The 18422-nt window shown below is 43.8% G+C and carries 16 protein-coding genes; 6 read left to right on the top strand and 10 right to left on the bottom strand.

From position 1 onward, the window contains the following. Nucleotides 1-195 precede the first annotated feature (195 nt). Complete coding sequence (gene mfd, locus NCI00_RS06865) at nucleotides 196-3585, top strand: transcription-repair coupling factor (RefSeq protein WP_253526240.1); 3390 nt, start codon at nucleotides 196-198, stop codon at nucleotides 3583-3585. 123 nt (nucleotides 3586-3708) lie between these two features. On the opposite strand, the gene NCI00_RS06870 is transcribed toward mfd, so the two are convergent. Next, nucleotides 3709-4503, bottom strand: a complete 795-nt coding sequence (locus tag NCI00_RS06870) for a hypothetical protein (protein WP_253526241.1) — start codon at nucleotides 4501-4503, stop codon at nucleotides 3709-3711. Between the two features lie 90 nt (nucleotides 4504-4593). On the opposite strand from NCI00_RS06870, the gene NCI00_RS06875 reads away from it, so the two are divergent. Beyond that, nucleotides 4594-5103, top strand: coding sequence for a DUF6265 family protein (locus tag NCI00_RS06875; RefSeq protein WP_253526242.1), 510 nt, complete (start codon nucleotides 4594-4596; stop codon nucleotides 5101-5103). A 118-nt stretch (nucleotides 5104-5221) separates the two neighbouring features. On the opposite strand, the gene NCI00_RS06880 is transcribed toward NCI00_RS06875, so the two are convergent. Beyond that, nucleotides 5222-6322: a right-handed parallel beta-helix repeat-containing protein gene (locus tag NCI00_RS06880; protein ID WP_253526243.1), complete on the bottom strand. Its 1101-nt coding sequence runs from the start codon at nucleotides 6320-6322 to the stop codon at nucleotides 5222-5224. 342 nt (nucleotides 6323-6664) lie between these two features. Next, a complete protein-coding gene (locus tag NCI00_RS06885) occupies nucleotides 6665-7543 on the bottom strand; it encodes a phosphodiester glycosidase family protein (RefSeq protein ID WP_253526244.1) in 879 nt (292 codons plus the stop codon). Between the two features lie 160 nt (nucleotides 7544-7703). Here NCI00_RS06885 and NCI00_RS06890 point away from each other — a divergent pair, with 160 nt between their 5' ends. The 3 genes from NCI00_RS06890 (at nucleotide 7704) to NCI00_RS06900 (ending at nucleotide 10429) form a co-directional block, all read left to right on the top strand. Further along, the gene (locus NCI00_RS06890) at nucleotides 7704-8273 is read left to right on the top strand and encodes a YcxB family protein (protein ID WP_199563288.1); all 570 of its coding nucleotides are present in this window, start codon (nucleotides 7704-7706) and stop codon (nucleotides 8271-8273) included. A gap of 419 nt (nucleotides 8274-8692) precedes the next feature. Continuing rightward, a complete protein-coding gene (locus NCI00_RS06895; protein WP_166557362.1) occupies nucleotides 8693-9466 on the top strand; it encodes an alpha/beta fold hydrolase in 774 nt (257 codons plus the stop codon). 138 nt (nucleotides 9467-9604) lie between these two features. Next, nucleotides 9605-10429 (top strand): lysophospholipid acyltransferase family protein, encoded by an 825-nt coding sequence (locus tag NCI00_RS06900; RefSeq protein ID WP_114065702.1) that lies wholly within the window; start codon nucleotides 9605-9607, stop codon nucleotides 10427-10429. A 12-nt stretch (nucleotides 10430-10441) separates the two neighbouring features. Here the strand turns inward: NCI00_RS06900 and NCI00_RS06905 are convergent, their stop codons facing one another. From NCI00_RS06905 to eno, 5 genes are all read right to left on the bottom strand, one after another. Then, nucleotides 10442-11005: a hypothetical protein gene (locus NCI00_RS06905; RefSeq protein WP_253526245.1), complete on the bottom strand. Its 564-nt coding sequence runs from the start codon at nucleotides 11003-11005 to the stop codon at nucleotides 10442-10444. A 67-nt stretch (nucleotides 11006-11072) separates the two neighbouring features. Continuing rightward, nucleotides 11073-12611, bottom strand: coding sequence for a 2,3-bisphosphoglycerate-independent phosphoglycerate mutase (gene gpmI, locus NCI00_RS06910; protein ID WP_253526247.1), 1539 nt, complete (start codon nucleotides 12609-12611; stop codon nucleotides 11073-11075). A gap of 17 nt (nucleotides 12612-12628) precedes the next feature. Then, entirely contained in the window at nucleotides 12629-13120 is a 492-nt protein-coding gene (locus tag NCI00_RS06915) for a low molecular weight protein-tyrosine-phosphatase (RefSeq protein ID WP_253526248.1), read from the bottom strand. A 94-nt stretch (nucleotides 13121-13214) separates the two neighbouring features. Then, nucleotides 13215-13529 carry an FtsB family cell division protein gene (locus tag NCI00_RS06920; protein WP_166557366.1) on the bottom strand — a complete coding sequence of 105 codons (315 nt, stop codon included), beginning with the start codon at nucleotides 13527-13529 and terminating at the stop codon, nucleotides 13215-13217. Between the two features lie 67 nt (nucleotides 13530-13596). Beyond that, on the bottom strand, nucleotides 13597-14874 hold the full coding sequence (eno, locus tag NCI00_RS06925; RefSeq protein ID WP_114065697.1) for a phosphopyruvate hydratase: 1278 nt from the start codon (nucleotides 14872-14874) through the stop codon (nucleotides 13597-13599). Between the two features lie 506 nt (nucleotides 14875-15380). Between eno and NCI00_RS06930 the strand changes: the two genes are divergently transcribed. Continuing rightward, entirely contained in the window at nucleotides 15381-16034 is a 654-nt protein-coding gene (locus NCI00_RS06930) for a hypothetical protein (RefSeq protein WP_253526249.1), read from the top strand. Here NCI00_RS06930 and NCI00_RS06935 read toward each other — a convergent pair. After that, nucleotides 16024-17181 (bottom strand): pyridoxal phosphate-dependent aminotransferase, encoded by a 1158-nt coding sequence (locus NCI00_RS06935; RefSeq protein ID WP_253526250.1) that lies wholly within the window; start codon nucleotides 17179-17181, stop codon nucleotides 16024-16026. The genes NCI00_RS06930 and NCI00_RS06935 overlap by 11 nt on opposite strands. 57 nt (nucleotides 17182-17238) lie before the next feature. Continuing rightward, nucleotides 17239-18396, bottom strand: a complete 1158-nt coding sequence (locus NCI00_RS06940; protein WP_166557369.1) for a site-2 protease family protein — start codon at nucleotides 18394-18396, stop codon at nucleotides 17239-17241. Nucleotides 18397-18422: the final 26 nt, after the last annotated feature.

Below are 18422 nucleotides of genomic sequence, written 5' to 3' on the forward strand. Positions count from 1 at the left end.
ATTTGTTATAACCAAAGAGCCGATGAGAGAAAACCCCTCGTCGGCCTTTTGCTGTTTGATGGTGTTTGTCTATTTGATGGAAATTTTAAGCATCATTTGCGGTAAAAAGTCAGTTAACTGATTGAGGATTAGTAATATAAAGTTGCCACTTAACAATTAACCGCGCGGCTCAACCCTTCGCGCTTCAGTACGTAAATGCTTTCAACTCAAGACTTTCTTAAATTATATTCGGACGATGCTCTCGTTCAAATGATTATTAGTCAGATTTCTGGTAAACAGCCCCACGTTCAGGTCAAAGGTTTGGCGGGTAGCTTAGATGCGGTGTTGCCAGCGGTAGTTTACCAACACCTTCCAAGGCTGTGCTTGTTGGTGGCCAGCGACCGCGAAGAAGCCTCTTACTTTCAAAATGACCTACAAAATCTGTTGGGGCGTGAAGTGTTGTATTATCCAACTTCCTACAAACGGCCGTATCATTACGAAGAAATTGAGAATGCCAACGTTTTGATGCGGGCCGAAATTCTGAATAAACTCAACGTGACCGCGCCGCAAGAATTGGTGATTGTGACCTATCCAGAAGCATTGTTTGAAAAAGTAATCAACAAACGTTCGTTGTTGTCCAATACCTTTTCGGTGAAAGTGGGCGAGCGGTTGGATGCGCAGTTTTTGCGCGAATTCTTGTTGGGGTACGACTTTGAGATTACGGATTTTGTGTATGAAGCGGGGCAGTTTTCGGTACGTGGGGGAATTATTGACGTGTTTTCGTACGCGAGTGAGTATCCTTACCGGATTGAATTATTTGGCGACGAGGTGGAAAGTATTCGTTCTTTCAATCCCGAAACCCAGCTCTCGGTGGAGAGTGTCAGCCAAGTAAATATCATACCCGATATTCAGAATAAACTCACGCTTGAAACCCGCGAGTCTTTTCTTAACTTTCTGCCTACCAATGCGTTATTGTGGTTTAAGGACGTGGAGCTGACATTGGAAGTGATTGAAGAATGTTACGAAAAAGCCGAAAAAGCCTTTGAAACTGTCAAAAGCGGTGACATTCAAATGGTAGCCGACCCCAATCAGATTTTTGAGACAAGGCGTGGTTTTCTGAATCAGATTAAGACATTTAAAACGATTGAATTCGGAAAGCGTTTTTATTTTAAAGACACCAACTCCAAAAGCGAAGACGAATCTGGGCCCTCCAACGGCCAACGGAATGAGACTAAAATTCTGTATTCGTCCAAGCCACAGCCTTCTTTTAACAAAGATTATAAGCGACTGATTGACGATTTGTCGGAGCGTCAACACCAAGGTTATACCAACATCATTGCGGCCGAATCGCCCAAGCAGTTGGAACGTTTGGAGCGAATTTTTGAAGAGCTAGACCCCTACGTGCGATTTAGACCCATGAATGTGTCATTGCGCGAAGGGTTTATTGATGAGCAACTCAAAATCGTCTGTTATACCGATCACCAAATCTTTGTTAGGTTTCACAAATACCACGTCAAAGAAAAGTTTAGTAAGTCTAAAGCGCTGACGTTGAAAGAGTTAAAATCTTTGAAGTCAGGCGATTATGTTACGCACGTCGACTATGGTATCGGGCGATTTGCGGGTATGGAAAAAGTAGATGTGGGTGGCCGAGAGCAGGAGGCGATTCGGCTCATTTACCGCGACAACGACATCCTTTTTGTGAGCATCCATAGCTTGCACAAAATTGCCAAATATACGGGCAAAGAAGGCACCGCCATTACGATGAGCAAACTGGGCTCGCCAGAATGGGAGAATAAAAAATCGAAGGTAAAACGCCAGTTGAAAGACATTGCGCAGGAATTGATTGCGTTGTATGCCAAACGTCGCTCGGCCAATGGATTTGCGTTCTCGCGTGATACGTACTTGCAGGCCGAACTAGAATCGTCGTTTTTGTACGAAGATACTCCCGACCAAGCCAAATCAACCCAGGATGTAAAAGACGACATGGAAAAACCGCATCCTATGGATCGTTTGGTGTGCGGCGATGTGGGTTTCGGGAAAACCGAAGTAGCCATTCGGGCCGCTTTCAAGGCCGTTACGGACAGTAAACAAGTGGCCGTACTGGTGCCCACGACCATTTTGGCCATGCAACATTACAAAACTTTCAGCGAGCGTTTGGCTGATTTTCCAGCGCGGGTCGAGTATATCAACCGATTCAAATCCGACAAACAAATCAAAGAAATACTGAAAGAAGTGGAAGCGGGGAGGATTGATATTTTGATTGGTACCCACCGAATTGTGAATAAAGACATCAAATTTAAGGACTTAGGGCTGCTGGTGATTGATGAAGAACAAAAATTTGGGGTAAAAGTAAAAGACCGACTGAAGGAAATGCGGGTTAATATTGACGTTCTGACGTTGACCGCCACGCCTATTCCGCGTACGTTGCATTTCTCGCTCATGGGCGCGCGCGATTTGTCGGTGATTGGTACGCCGCCGCCCAACCGTCAACCAGTTACGACGGAAGTTCACGTTTTTAATGAAGTATTTATTCGGGACGCTGTCAGCTATGAGTTGAATCGGGGCGGACAGGTGTTTTTTGTCCATAATCGAGTAAACGACATTGACACCATCGGTAATATTATCATGCGATTGGTGCCCGAAGCCCGCATCGGAGTGGCACACGGTCAGATGGAAGGCGAAAAGCTGGAAAAAGTGATGATGAAGTTTATTGAAGGCGAATACGATGTGTTGGTCAGTACTAATATCATAGAGTCGGGGATTGATATTCCCAATGCCAACACCATCATTATCAATTCGGCGCATTACTTCGGAATGTCGGATTTGCACCAGATGCGCGGTCGGGTAGGGCGGAGCAATCGCAAAGCCTTTTGTTATCTATTGACTCCCCAAATATCCCATTTAACCTCCGACGCCCGCAAGCGTTTGCAGACATTGGAGGAGTTTTCGGAGCTGGGCGACGGTTTCAAAGTAGCCATGCGCGACTTAGACATTCGCGGGGCGGGAAACCTATTGGGAGCCGAACAAAGCGGTTTTGTCAATGACCTTGGCTACGAGATGTACCACAAGATTTTGGACGAAGCTGTGCAGGAGTTGAAGCAAACGACCTTCAAAGATTTGTTTGATTTGGGAGAGATTGCAGAGGTGGTCAGAACCGACTGCCAGATTGAAACAGACTTGGCAATTTTAATTCCGGACTATTATGTGAAAAATATTTCTGAACGTTTGTCGTTATATACTCGTCTGGACAACATCAGTAGTGAAGATGAGTTAAGCGCGTTTGGTGATGAGGTTACAGACCGCTTCGGTCCGCTCCCTGAGGAAGTGAAAGGTTTGATAGAGATGGTGAGAATCAGGTGGATGGCCGAAGCGCTTTTTATGGAAAAATTGACTTTGAAAAATAATACGTTGAAAGGGTACTTCCTGACAACGGGCAACGACGCCTTCTTCCAGTCCGATAAATTTGGACACATCATCAGCCACATTCAGCGAAATCCAAAACGTTTTTCTTTAAAAGACCTCAAAAACAGGTTGTTAGTGACTTGTTCGGAGGTGAAAAACATCTCCGAAATGCGAAAGATTATGGAAGAGCTGACGATTGTATAATCCATTAATCGTTTTTCTTACATAGCCAGTAGACATTATGAAAAAAAAGGGGAATTTATTCCAATTGTTATCTCCAAAATGGTTTGTAATCTTTGAATGAATATTTCGGAAGACTGTAACAAATTATTCAATCTTCGAAACCACCACATAATTGTCATTTCGGGTAATACCATAAAATATAACGGCATTTTTAGCACTATGGTCAAAAGCAAATGCTTGTCCTTCGCTGATGGTGGGGATGGTTTTTAAATAGCGTAGAGTAGGCCCGCGCTTGGGCAGTTGAAGCACGTACATTTCGGGCTTGTCGTGGCCCGTACAATACAACAGCCCATCTTTTCCCCACGCACCGCCTGATGTACTTTTGGGGGCAAATGAGGCTAACACCTCTTGCGGAAAGGCCCACGACTCCACTTGCTGCCATTGCGCCGTGAATTTTACCAAAGTCGTCCACCGATTGTCGCGTCCGCCGTCCATGTTTTTATCCGAATAGTTGGCAAACGCCACCCACCAATGGCCCTGATGAAAATCAATCCACGTGGCCGAGCCGGGAAACAACCCAAAACTGTGGGTATCCATGTGCCGGAGCGTGGCCGCGTCAAATATTTCAATGGAACTCGCCATGGGTTTGTCGGGGTAATTGGAGTTGGCGCAGTAGAGTTTATTACCGATAATGATACCGCTGTTGAGGTGCTTGAATATCCCCGTTGTGTCTTTCCAATAAGCTACCTGTTTTCCGTCGGTTTTGGTATGTTTGGAAATGGAACTGTTGTTGATAACGTAAAAATGAACAGCATCCACGGCTACGCCCTGTTTTACTTCTTTCAATTGAAAACGCCTGATTTCTTTGGCTTGCTGGGCTTGGACGGTGGCCGAAAAGAGCATTATAAGAAGGACGAAAGCACAATAGGATTTATTCATAAGGCAGTAGTTTGCCGTAAAGGTAAAAGTAATTTTTAGCGTTGGCCGTCTTATAGAGGCAATTTAACTACTAAAAATCACATTACTTAAATGATCTCTTTGACACGCATCCGTACCAAATCTTTCATTTTTATTTTGGTAACTCTTTTTCAATTTTCTGGCTTTTCGCAATCCAAAACGGCCTCTTTACAAGACGTGGCCTTTATGCAGGGTCATTGGCTAGGAAACTTCAATGGCGGGCCGATTGAAGCCTTTTGGGCGGCTCCTGCGGGCGACAATCTCACGGGTTTTATGCGTATGATGAAAGAAGACAAAGTTACGATGTACGAAATGTTGGTTTTTGAACAAACCGCCAACGGACCCATCGTCTTGGTTAAACACTTCAAACCGGGCCTCGTTGCGCTGGAAGAAAAAGAGATTTCGGACCGTTATAGTTTTATAGAGGCCAAAAAGGGTCAGGCGCTTTTTGAAAAACAAGACGGCTCGGTGCGGATTATTTACGAAAAACGCAGCGAAAACCAATTGGTCATCCAACGCGGCAAGCAGGAAGGCGGCAAATGGGTTTTTGTTGACTTATTTGTTTTTAATCGGGTACGTTAACTCATTTTTTTAGAAATCACCTGAATCAGCATAAAATCGCCCCGGAAGATGTATCTCCTCTGGGGCGATTTATTTTATAGCCTTTGAAATCACAAAGAAGTTTCCTATCAGCGGAACACTACAAGCCTTGCGTACAAGTAGCGGTATTGTTTTTAAACGTATTGCTTAACAGATCCGTGGCCTGATTGACAATATCACAAAATACATTACCCTGTGCCGTGTTATCAAAAATTGTATTGCCTGTCGCAGACCCATCAATATAGACGCCATAAGTCCGATTGTTATTAAAGGTGTTATTTGGCCCTATTTTGTTATTTGTGCCCCCGTTAAAAAACCAGGCACCCAAGTAGCCGTTAGAGCTTATATTATTTTTAACAACATTATTATCACAATATCCCCCTAAACCTTGGCTAGAATAGAACAGGACGCCTGCGTTACTACGTGTCTGATTGTTTACCAGCGTATTTTCATTGATGAAATTATTGTCACAGTTTCCCTGTAAGCCAATAATACTTCCAACTGTCAACCCAGTAATATGATTATTGGAAATGGTATTGTCATGGCTACTTCCGTTTACTGCTGTACTCCCAAAAAATACCCCCCAGCCTGTTCCAGAAATATTATTTCCATGCACAGTCACATTACTGCCATTAATATAGCGAACGGCTGTACTATTTTTATGCGCTGGATCGGAGATGGTATTCTGGAAAATTTTACCTCCATTAACATTAGTGGCATTTATGGCTTGGATATTACCTGCACCCACCACAATCGTAAATTGCTGTATAGTGATATCATCAGCCCCTTCATTAAGCACAAACCCACCAGTCAGGGTTACGTCCCCATTGGCTTTGAACTTGATACCTGGTTTGTCCACCACTACAAGTTCTGTATAAGTGCCAGGTTTTACGACAATTACAGCCCCGTCGCAAGCATTGTCTACGGCCTCCTGAATAGTAGCAAAATCTGTGGGAACCTGAATGTTGTTCATACAAGCTATTTTGGCTCGGTTCGTCTTAGCGAGCCGGGCTCGTTCGGCCATTACTATTTGCTGAAACTCGGCCATGGCTTTGTTAATATCCACTGCGGTGGGCTTCCCTATAGTCTGTAATCGTTCAGTCTGCACAGAATTTGGAGCGGACTGTTGGGTAGTTACTTCATCTTTCGAGCAGCCGATGAGAAGTAATAAAGTGAGTAGAGGAAGAATTAAGTTTTTCATGAAAATAATCATTTAAGTGTAAGGTAAAGGGAATAGAAAATGTATTCTTAAACAGCGGGCAAAGACAGCGTAAGAATCAACAAAAAAGTACTATGAAACCAGATTTCGTAGGTCCGAAACCTGAATACAACATACGTCGTCCATTAGTTAAACTTAAAATACTAAGTTAGCTCGACCACGAAATATTGGAAATGGTACAGGTGAAGAATAGCCAGTCTATAAATATATTAATAAAAATAATATAAATTATTATTGATAAATTATTATTTCAAGTAATCTTATTAAGCGGTAAGTGTGTATAGAAAAATGGAGTATTGAGGTTTTTTTAATTACTTTTTTTGGTCATTTCCGCTTCACCACCAACGCATTACTGACGGCTCGTTCGCCTTCGTGGTCAAACTTTTTGTTGTCGCTGGGATAGTTTACGACGCCTTTGCCCTCAATCCATAAAGTAGTGGAGCCGCCGCCGTCGAGGTTGAGGGCATCGCGGCAGCCGAGTTGACGGGCCAAAAAAGTAAGCTCTGCCAAATTCATTCCGTACGATTCCGCCGAGCGACCGTCTACCGTAATCAGTAATACCTTTTTATTGTCGGTAATGCAGGCGCAGCTTCTGGGATGACGATTGTCGTTAAAAGCATTCTTAGGGAGTGCTTCATCGGTGCCGTTCAACCGCAATAAAGGCCCTGCAAGCATCACATTTTGGTACTGCAGTGTATATTCCCAACCCACAGTAGATGCCCCTTTGATGATACGTAATCGATTGTGGTGGATGACAATGGCGGCTTGCCCATGAAAAGCGGCTTGGTTGCCAATGCCCAATCGGGTGGTATCCACTACCTTTCCGTTCACCTTTATAAAATCAACCGAACCACCGTTTTTTACGTCAAAAAAGCCGCCGTTGATGGCAAGCAGGGCTTGGTTTTCCTTGGCTAATGTACTCGTGGGGCGTAATTGGCCTTGGGCTTTGTTCTTTTTGTCTAATGAATCGGCGGTAACGATGGCCCAACGATGTTTTCGACTTTTGAAGGGTATTTCTAAAATATTAATGCTTTGATTGGCGTTGAAAAGCTGTTTTTCGTTGAAATGGGTTTTACGCCATTTTATTCCTCGGTCAATTTCCTGAATATCCCATTTTGCATTATAGAGGACAACCGAATCGGCGGCTGTTTGGGCGTGAATAGTTGTGATGGTTGCAAACAATAAAAAGACAATGGGTTTCATTTTATTTTCTAATTTTGTGCGTTGATTCAAATAAAATCAATTTGAAGGGTATCCATTTCAACGGAGTAAAGTTCGCAATAAAAACGACAAATAGCTGTGACAACGGCGAAGCGTTGGTACGGCGACCACAATTTAATAATCAGTTAACAAAAAAACATCGATGGCAAAAGTTCCGGTAAACAAACATCAGCCTGTCTATCAAATGCCTACTTCACCGTTGGCGGTGAAGACCAAAAAATTTGCGTTGGATAAAAAGAAGTACGTCAACATTGCAATGGGTCAATTGTGGGAGCAACAAAAAATGTGGACGCTTGTACCTTTAGGCTTACTTTTAGTGAATGCTATCTTGGGGATTACGGGTGTTTATCCAAACATTTGGGCTTACATTGTCATTATCCTAGGTGCGTTGTTGTACGTAGGTTTTTGGTGGGTACAATTCACGGGCGTTACGCAGTTAGAGCAATATAAGCAGTTGTTTGATAAGTACTTGTATGAGATTGATAGCCGTCAAATTTTGGTAAAAACCAACCCAAAAGAAGGCGGAATTATGCAGTGGGAGCAAATTAAGAGCGCTTATAGAACCAAAGATGCGTATATTTTAATGATGGCGCGCGGTCAGTTTTTACATTTTCCGCACTCCGTTTTTAATTCAGAACATGACCTTCGACTTTTTGAACGTATTCTGAAACAGAAAAACCTGCTTCCTGATGTCAAAGAGGTGGCAAAATAACTTATTATCTCTTTTTGCGATTTTGAAGTGGCGGTGTTTTCACCGCCACTTTTTTATTCCCCTAGTGTACCCCTTTCGGGGGTAATTGCTGTATGTAGTATGCACATCAAGCCTTAAATAGTCTATGTTTCTGTAAGTTATGTAGTAAAAAATATTTTTTATGATTATGGAATAAAAAAAGTACAATTTTAGTATGTTTGCATACAGATAGAATATTTGCTTTAAAAGCTTTATACACAAATAGTTGTAAAATTTGACTTTCGTTTAGAAAGTGTGGTATTATTCCCTGTTTAACGAAAATATCATAAAAAGGTTGATTTTAAATTAACTATATTTGTGTGTAAGTCGTCGGGAAAACAAAAGAAAACTTTAATTTCCCCTTTGATTTATCCCATATTTTTGAAACTTATTCCTTGATTATGAGCTACTTGGTAAAAGAATCTAATGGCTATCGCTACATAGATGAAGGGCAGGGAGAGGTGCTGTTGCTGCTGCATGGTTTGTTTGGTGCATTGAGCAACTGGGACGGCGTCATTAATTATTTCAAAAAAGATTACCGCATCATTATTCCGATGCTCCCCATTTATGAAATGAGTCCCCGTGAAGCGGGTCTGGAGGCATTGGTGACTTTTACGGAAGGATTTGTGGCTTCGCAGGAATTGAAAGACATGACCCTCATCGGAAACTCGTTGGGAGGGCATATTGCTATTCTGTATACACTTACGCATCCTGAGCAGGTCAGACGATTGGTATTGACGGGTAGCTCAGGTTTGTTTGAAAATGGTATGGGGGGCTCGTATCCAAAGCGCGGCAGTTATGAGTACATTTCTGAGCGCGTTGCGTATACTTTCTACGACCCAAAAGTGGCTACCAAAGAGCTGATTGACGAAGTATTTGAAACTACGTCAAGCATTCCTAAATGCATGAGCATTGTTGGCATCGCCAAGTCGGCGCAGCGTAACAATGTCGCCAAGGAATTACACAAAATCGAGGCGCCAACCTTATTGGTTTGGGGACTGAATGATACCATTACGCCGCCTCACGTCGGCCATGAATTCAACCGCTTGATTTCCAATTCTGAATTATACTTCATCGATAAATGTTGCCACGCGCCCATGATGGAACATCCTGAGCGCTTTAATGAGTTGCTTGACCGTTTTTTGGTCAAACATGCTATTGCTGAATTGGCGTAGCAGCATTGCCGTAGAATAATTTTCGGTTCTTCTCGAAAATTATTCTACGGCAATTGATACTCAAAACGGGCTTTTACTTGCAAATTTACGGGGTTCTATTACTTTTACGTAGTTGATAGTATTCCAACCCCGTACTCTATGACCTCCAACCGACCCCTTACTCGGTTTAGTTATCTTCCTAAATGGCTCGCATGGCTTGATTTTCTAGGCCTTCTCGAACGCGACCCCTTCGGTAATTCTCTGTTTATCAAACGAATAATGATTTCCGTTATCGGCTGGTTTACGTATTGGCGTTTTACGGTCGTGAATAAAACCAAAATTGAAGGGATTGAACATCTCGAAGACCTGCCTGAAAACGGGGTACTGTTTTTGTCCAATCACCAAACTTATTTTGCGGATGTGATTTCGTTTTACCACATTTTTTCAAGCGTAAAATGGGGTTTTAAGAGTACCATTGTGCCACCGTTGTATTTGTTGGCGCCCCGGGCGCGGAGTTATTACGTGGCGGCGAGCGAAACCATGAAAGCAGGGATTGTGCCTAAGTTGTTTGGCTTGGGAGGGGCTCTGACCGTCGAACGTTCGTGGCGGGCTGAAGGACAAAACGTAAAGCGGGAGCGTGATACATCGGCTGCCAATAAGGTTTCACAGGCGCTGGACCACGGGTGGGTGGTGAGCTTCCCGCAGGGAACGACGAGCCCGTACGCGCCCATTCGTAAAGGAACGGGCCATTTGGTGTTGGAAAATCAACCGATTGTGGTACCCGTGGTTATCAATGGGTTTCGCCGGGCGTTTGACAAAAAAGGACTTCGTTTTAAAAAAAGAAATACGACGTTGAGCATACGGTTCAAAGCACCGATTAAGTTCGACGATTCGATGAGCGTGGAAGAAATTGTAGAATGGGTCCGTAAAGAAATCGAACAGGATATTCCCGAAAAAATGATTTGGATGAAGAAAGAAGAGTAGTCTCTCAATCTTCTAGTTTATCGTTCCTTTCACCGAAAAAGTTTTTTTATCGGTGATGGTTAAATGCTGAAATCCGTTGATTTCGTAGGTTTTAACGAGCCAAACGCCCTCTGGCCGCATTGTACAGGTTAATTGCAGCTTCTTTTCGGAGTCGTATAGCCTGTTTTCTTCTTGTAATAAAGCCTCAACCAGCTTGGGCTGTTTAGAAACTTCATCTAACACAATTTTTAATGATTTTACGGGAAGCTTCTCGCCACTTTTTAAGGTATAGAGGAAAGTAGACGAGCTAGGTTGGGAAATGGTATAGCTGAGTTGGTAGGCCTGTTTATTAAGGTCGGCTTGGGTAAACAACTCCAATTCTTGCCGCCAGTCAATTTCATTGGTTTGCTTATTTTCGTTTTTATCCCCCAAAGCCATTTCTTTGTTTACCAAAGGCTTACGTTTGTTCAATTCGGTGATTTGGTTTTCAATAAACCCTTTGAGGTTAAAGTAATTCTGAACCGACGCCGTATCTGTTGGATTGGTGCAGCTGGTGAATAATAATAAGCTGAAAATAAATAATAGGAGGTGCTTCATACAAAAAATGCTTCTTGGAATTAACCCAAGAAGCAGGTAAAAAGTTCTAACGAAACTAGGGATGGAATTACAATAAGCTCACCCCCGTCATTTCGGCAGGTTGAGGAACTTCCATCAACGCCAAAATAGTCGGGGCAATATCGGCGAGTTTGCCATCTTTGGGTTGGCCTTTGTATTCATTCCCGACAAAAACGCAAGGAACCAAATTGGTACTGTGGGCGGTGTTGGGGGTGCCGTCGTCATTGCGCATATAATCTGAGTTTCCGTGGTCGGCAATGATGATTGACGTATATCCGTGGGCCATTCCCGCCGTAGCAACGGCTTCGGTGCATTGATCAACGGTTTCGCAGGCTTTGACCACTGCTTCAAAAACGCCCGTATGACCCACCATGTCGGGGTTGGCAAAGTTAAGGCAAATAAAATCGGCCGTTTCGGCTTCGATTTCGGGAATAATGGCGTCACGGATGTCAAACGCGGCCATTTCGGGTTTTAAATCGTAGGTTTTTACATCTTTCGGCGACGGGCATAAAAGCCTTTTTTCACCATCAAAAGGCAACTCTCGGCCTCCTGAAAAGAAAAATGTAACGTGCGGGTATTTTTCAGTTTCGGCAATGCGAATCTGCGTTTTTCCCGCTTTTGATACTACCTCTCCGAGGGTATTTTCTAAGTTGTCTTTGTCATAAATGACTTTTACCCCCACAAATGCGTCGTCGTAATTGGTTAATGTCAGGTAATACAGGTTCAACTTTTGGGTGTCTTGCTCTGGAAAATCCTGTTGGGTCAACATTTCCGTAATTTCACGTCCGCGGTCGGTACGGAAGTTGAAACACAGCACCACATCGCCTTCGTCGATGGTTGCTACGGGTGAGCCATCTTCTTTTACGACCACGATGGGCTCGATAAATTCGTCGGTGACACCCGCATCGTAGGCTTCCTGTACGGAAGTCAAAACATGGTCGGCGGTACATTGTGCAGTTCCGACTCCTTTAACCATGGCATTGTAGGCTTTTGCCACACGTTCCCAACGTTTATCGCGATCCATGGCGTAAAAACGACCCGTAACGCTGGCGATTTGCCCCGTTGTTTTGGCCAAATGTTGTTCTAAATCGGTCAAAAATCCGAGGCCGCTTTTGGGGTCACAATCACGCCCATCGGTAAACGCATGAACGTAGACATCGCTGAGCCCGAAATTTTGCGCGGTGGTACACAGGCCTTTCAGGTGGTTGATGTGTGAGTGAACCCCACCATCAGACACCAGACCGATAAAATGCACTTTTTTGCCGCTGTTTTTGGCATACGTAAACGCTTCCACCAACGTGGGCTCTTGGGCCAAGGTGCCCGTTTCTACGGCCAAATTGATTTTTACTAAATCTTGGTATACCACGCGCCCTGCGCCGAGGTTGGTGTGTCCTACTTCCGAGTTTCCCATTTGTCCATCTGGTAAACCTACGGCTAAACCACTGGCTTCCAGTTTACTATGAGGGTATTGTTCCAGAATACGGTCGTAAAAAGGCGTATTTGCCGCGATGACGGCTGAGCGGTTTTCTTCACCGTTTTTAGCGATGCCCCAACCGTCCATGATGATTAAGATGACTTTTTGACTCATTGTCGTGGGTTATAATTTTAGGCTAATTTATGTTCTTTGATCAAGTACTCCAAAAATTGCTCTCCGCAGCGCGTTACGATTTGATAGACATTTTCAAACGCGGCAATGTCTTCGTAATAAGGGTCAGGAACGCCGCTTTCGTCGGCCTGATGGTCAAAATTGCGGTAAGTAAAAATGCGCCCTTCTTCGGGATAAAAACCCGTAGAACGATAGCTTTGGGTTTGGATATGTTCGAGGTTGGATTCATCCATGGCCACGATGTAGTCAAAATTGGCAAAATCATCGCTGGACAACTTACGGGCAGTATGCGTGAGCTGAATTCCGTAGTCGGCAGCTACACGTCGAGCGCGGCGGTCGGGGAGGGCCCCGATGTGGTAGCCGTGGGTACCAGCCGAATCGCATTTGATTTTTTCGGTAAGGCCCTGTTGAGCCACTAGTGCTCTGAATACACCTTCGGCAAGCGGAGAACGGCAGATGTTGCCGAGGCAAACAAATAAAACATTAATCATAAGAGGTAGGAGTCAGTACAGAGTAGTGAGTATAGAGTAGTGAAAAATGTAAATGCTACTTGCTGTTTCCTACGGTTTTCTCACTCCTTATTTGTTACTTCTCAAAAGGTTCCCCTTTTTCATCTACGAGCACAAACACATCTTCGCTGTCTTTTTTCATAAAGTACTTTTCCCGGGCATATTTTTCCATGAGTTTATCATTGCCGAGCGTAGTGGCTTGTTCTTTTTTCAATAACTCAATTTGCTCTACATAATACTCTTTTTGGTCTTCCAACTTCTGTAATTTCCACCAATTTTTGATTTGTTCGGGAATACTGTTCATTTCAAAAAAAAGTAACCAAACCAACAGTCCTACGGCGCTGGCGAGGTAAAAGTTTTTGAGAAAGCGGAAGCGGGACAAAAAATTCATGTTTTGCAAAGGGGAAAAGAAAGAAAGGGTGAATCCTTGCGGAATTCACCCTTTGCAATGTTGAAAATTAAAATTTCAATCCCGGGAAATAAGCCGTTTCGCCCAATTCTTCTTCGATACGAAGCAATTGGTTGTATTTGGCCATCCGGTCAGAACGTGACGCAGAACCCGTTTTGATTTGTCCAGTGTTGAGCGCAACTGCCAAGTCAGCAATGGTGCTGTCTTCGGTTTCGCCCGAACGGTGCGACATGATATTTTTGTAGCTATTGCGTTTGGCAAGGTTGACGGTGTCGATGGTTTCGGTCAAAGAACCGATTTGGTTAACCTTTACCAATACCGCATTGGCCACACCCTGCTCAATACCCATTTGCAAACGTTTTACGTTGGTTACAAACAAGTCATCACCTACCAGTTGGCATCTTTTGCCGATGGCGTCGGTGTGTAACTTCCAACCTGCCCAATCGTCTTCGGCCATACCGTCTTCGATTGAAATGATGGGGTATTTGTTGACCCAATCCGTCCAGAAATCAGCCATTTGTGCAGAAGTTAACTCTTCTTTGCTTGATTTTTTGAACACGTAGCGTCCTTTTTCTTCGTTCCATAGTTCAGAAACGGCAGCATCCATGGCGATAAACATATCCTCACCAGGTTTGTAACCCGCTTTTTCGATGGCAATCAAAATGGTTTCGAGGGCCTCTACGTTGGATTGGATATTGGGGGCAAAACCACCTTCATCTCCCACGTTGGTTGAATATCCTTTTGATTTCAATACGCCTTTGAGCGCGTGGAATACTTCGGTTCCCATACGCAACGCCTGCGAAAAGCTTTCTGCTTTGGCGGGCATAACCATAAATTCTTGAAAATCAATGGCATTGTCAGCGTGAGCACCACCGTTCATGATGTTCATCATCGGTACAGGAAGTGTATTTGCATTTACACCGCCAATGTAACGGAAAAGCGACATGCCTGCTTCTTGGGCAGCTGCCTTGGCTACTGCCAAAGAAACCCCCAAAATGGCATTTGCACCTAATTTGCCTTTGTTGGTCGTGCCGTCAAGCTCAATCATGATTTTGTCAATCAGATTTTGCTCATAAATGGAAAGACCCAAAAGTTCGGGATAGATGAGTTCGTTGACGTTTTGAACCGCTTTCAAAACTCCTTTTCCAAGGTATACACTTTTATCATCGTCACGGAGTTCGACAGCCTCGTGTACGCCTGTAGAAGCACCTGAAGGAACCGCCGCGCGGCCTAAGAAACCATTTTCGGTGCGAACATCCACTTCAACAGTGGGATTACCGCGAGAATCAAGGATTTGCCGAGCATGTACCGATTGAATTGTACTCATTTGCAGGTAGGTTTTGTTAAAAAATTATTGGTTTGAAAAATTAAACACAAAGTAAATAAAAAATAAAAGGCATTGAAAGAAATAAGTTGTTTGACAGTCCCTTTTTGAACGATTGATTTCGACGCAGAGGCGCGAAAAAAGCGCATAAAGTCGAGTCCAAAATTCCAAAAGTAGATATTGACCTTACTGTTAAAGCAAAGCTGGTGTCCGCTTTGATAGCCATTGTACAAATTAAATCAATAATTATGGCAGAGCGAAGGAATAAACATTATTTATCGACAACAATTTTTGGAAAGAATGCGTATTTAAAAAATACAATTGCATTATTTGGTGAATGTGTTATTTAAAACAAATAATATATTGAAAATCATTTATATACCTATTGTTTATATTGATTATGTTTATATATTTGGAATAAAATACGGCTATTCTTTGCTTTTGTAAAGGCTAAACAATAGCTATTCTTGAAATAGTTTTATTTTATACACCACATTATTATTAGTAACATGAAAAAATTTCTACTGAGCTTGGGCTTGGGGTGGATGGTATTGTCTACACATGCCCAATTGAAAGAACCTTGGTACAAAGGACAGGTCGTATTGGCCACTGGAGAGCACTTGGAGGGAGAGATTATATTTGCAGCCGATGTCGAGGTGGTATCCTTAAAAATGCCCAACGGTACCCTAAAGGCGTTTAATGCTTCTCAGGTAGAGTCGTTTGTTTTTTGGGACAATCGTCAAAATTTTAATCGACGTTTTAAAACGAGTGTGTTGCCCGATAGTAAACGGGAGGAGATTGTCGAGGTGGTTTTTGATGGACCGCTTGAAGTACTGAGAAGTATTAAGTACAGCAAAAACAATCGCGGTCGGCAATTTTATAACTTTTTTCCTGAAGAAAGAGTGGACCACAATGCTTTTCGTTACTATGTTCACAATGGGCTTTATCAGTCTACGATGGAGGAGTTTCTTAGAAAATCATTTCATCAGAAAACAATCCTTTGGCGTAACCAACTTGAAGTATTTAGAGCCCGCAACGGATTAGACAACAGCACCGAAAGCTGGCTACGCCTATTTGAGTTCTTCAACGCGTTGGAAGAAGAACGAATTATGCGACAATTACCGTTTGAAAAAGGACAACAAACGGAGGTAGTTATGCTTTAAGGCGCTGAACAGCCTGCCAAATCCGTTCGGCCGACATGCACAGCGACAAGCGTATATAGCGTTGACCTTTGGGACCGAAAATAAAGCCCGGTGCAATAAAAATGTATTTTTGGTATAACAACTCATCCACTAACTGTTCGGCAGAAGCGATGGTTTCGGGTAGTTTTGCCCACAAAAACATCCCTTCTTGGCTTTCGTCATAGGTACAATTCAGGGCATCCAAAAAGGCTTTTGCGGCATCTAGTCGACTGCGGTAGACCTCGTTTTGAGCCTGATGCCATTGGTCGGTATTTTGGAGGGCAGCGGCAGCGGCTTGTTGAATTCCCAAAAACATACCCGAATCCACGTTGCTTTTGATGGTTAATATTGCATCAATGTAGGCTTTTGCGCCCGATAGCCAGCCCACGCGCCAGCCCGCCATGTTGTGTGATTTGGACATGGAATTGAGCTCAATGGCCACTTCTTTAGCGCCTTCAATGGAAAGAAGGCTAATGGGAGGTTTCTGATTGAGAATCAGGCTATATGGGTTGTCGTGACAGAGCAATATTTTGTGTTGGTGCGCAAACCTTACGGCATTTTCAAACAATTCTCTGGTGGCGGGGGCACCCGTTGGCATGTGCGGGTAGTTGAGCCAAAGCAGTTTGGTTTGTGGACCTACCAGCGAATGCATGAATTCCCAATCTGGCTGCCAGCCTTGGTCTTCGAGCAGTGGGTATTCGAGGACTTTGGCACCCACCATTTGACTCACGGCGCGGTAGGCAGGATAGCCAAGTTCGGGCACCATGACCTCATCGCCTGCGTCTAAAAACGTCATGCTGATGTGAGTGATGCCTTCTTTGGAGCCAATCAATGGCAAAATCTCGGTTTCGGGGTCTAATGTAACACCGTAGATTCTTTGGTACCACTGCGCAATGCCTTGGCGCAATGCTGGAATCCCTTTGTAAGATTGATACCCGTGACTGCCTGCTTCTAAAGCCGAACGATGAAGGGCTTCGATGGTGGCTTCGGAGGGCGATTGGTCGGGGTTCCCGATACCCATATTAATAACATCATGCCCCGCCGAGATGAGCTTACGGACTTCGGCGAGTTTGACTGAAAAATAATATTCTTGGGCTTGGGTAGCGCGTTGGGCGAGCGAAATAATCATTGATGTGACGTTGGACGATAGACCTAAGCTATTGGAAGCTTTGTGCTAAGCCCCAATTTACATGATAACAAACGGCTTTGGACTGAAACAAAGCACAAAGATAAGTAAAGTCAGCCAACCTAAAATTTGACGGGTACGATTTAACGGTAGAATATCTTCGGTGGGAGGGTGGTGAACGCCTAAAATACGCCCCAATAAAAACCCAAAAACCAAAAATCCAGAATATCCTTCCCAAGTGGGAAAGAGCATTGAAGTACCAAATTGAATGGCGACCGACAACAACGCCAACATCCAGCTGGTGAGTGGGTTTTCGTCGGTAATGCGACTGAAACAGATTTGTAAAAAGAGAATGTACAGGCCCAATGAACCGATTTTTTGCCAAAAAGCACCGTCATCGGCAATGGCAAATTCGTCGGGGCGGTACGAACCTAAACCCGCATACGTGATAAAAACAAAGAAAAGGATTGGCGCAACAATTTTGAAATTTTTGCCGCCAATGAGTCCGTACAACACGTGCCCGCCGTCTAATTGACCAATTGGGATGAGGTTGAGCGAAGTGAAAAACAACGCCAAATATCCCGCCAGAATCAGCGGATAGTGCATGATTTCTTGCGGTGGAGGCAAACGAGTAGGGTCGGCGACGTAGTTTTTAAAGAATGAAAACAACAGGTTGTCGCCCAATAAGATATTGCCCGTCATGTTTTGATTGGCATACACCACGCGGGCAAAACCCATTCCAAATTTTTGGTATTCGGGGTGGATTTTGAAAATATAATCCAGCGTTGGGAGGGTGGCAAATCCATACCATAAAACCCCAACCGCTACCACGAAACCTGCCAACGGGCCCGCAATGCCGATGTCAAAGTATTTTACCCGGGAGCGAATAAACTCTTTGATGCGAATAAATGCGCCCAAAGTTCCAATGGTTTGCCCAAAACCAAGCCAGAGCGGGATATAATAGGGAAGAGTGACGCGTACATGGTGGCGTTTTGCCGCAAAATAATGCCCGAATTCGTGCACGGTCAAAATACCAAGAAAAGGAATAGAGAATCGAAACCCTTGCCAGAATTCAGACCACCCAAGCGGATTTTCAATTTTGAAAAAAGGTAAATCAAACGGCCGCCCAAACATCCATTCCGCGCCCGACAACGAGGTCGTTGCCAGTGTAACAATGAAAAGGGAAATTTGCAGGAATAGAGTGCGTTGATTTTTCATAATGCTTTATTAAAAAGGGAAAGGGG

This window comes from Runella salmonicolor (genome assembly GCF_024158025.1).
GTDB lineage: Bacteria > Bacteroidota > Bacteroidia > Cytophagales > Spirosomataceae > Runella > Runella salmonicolor.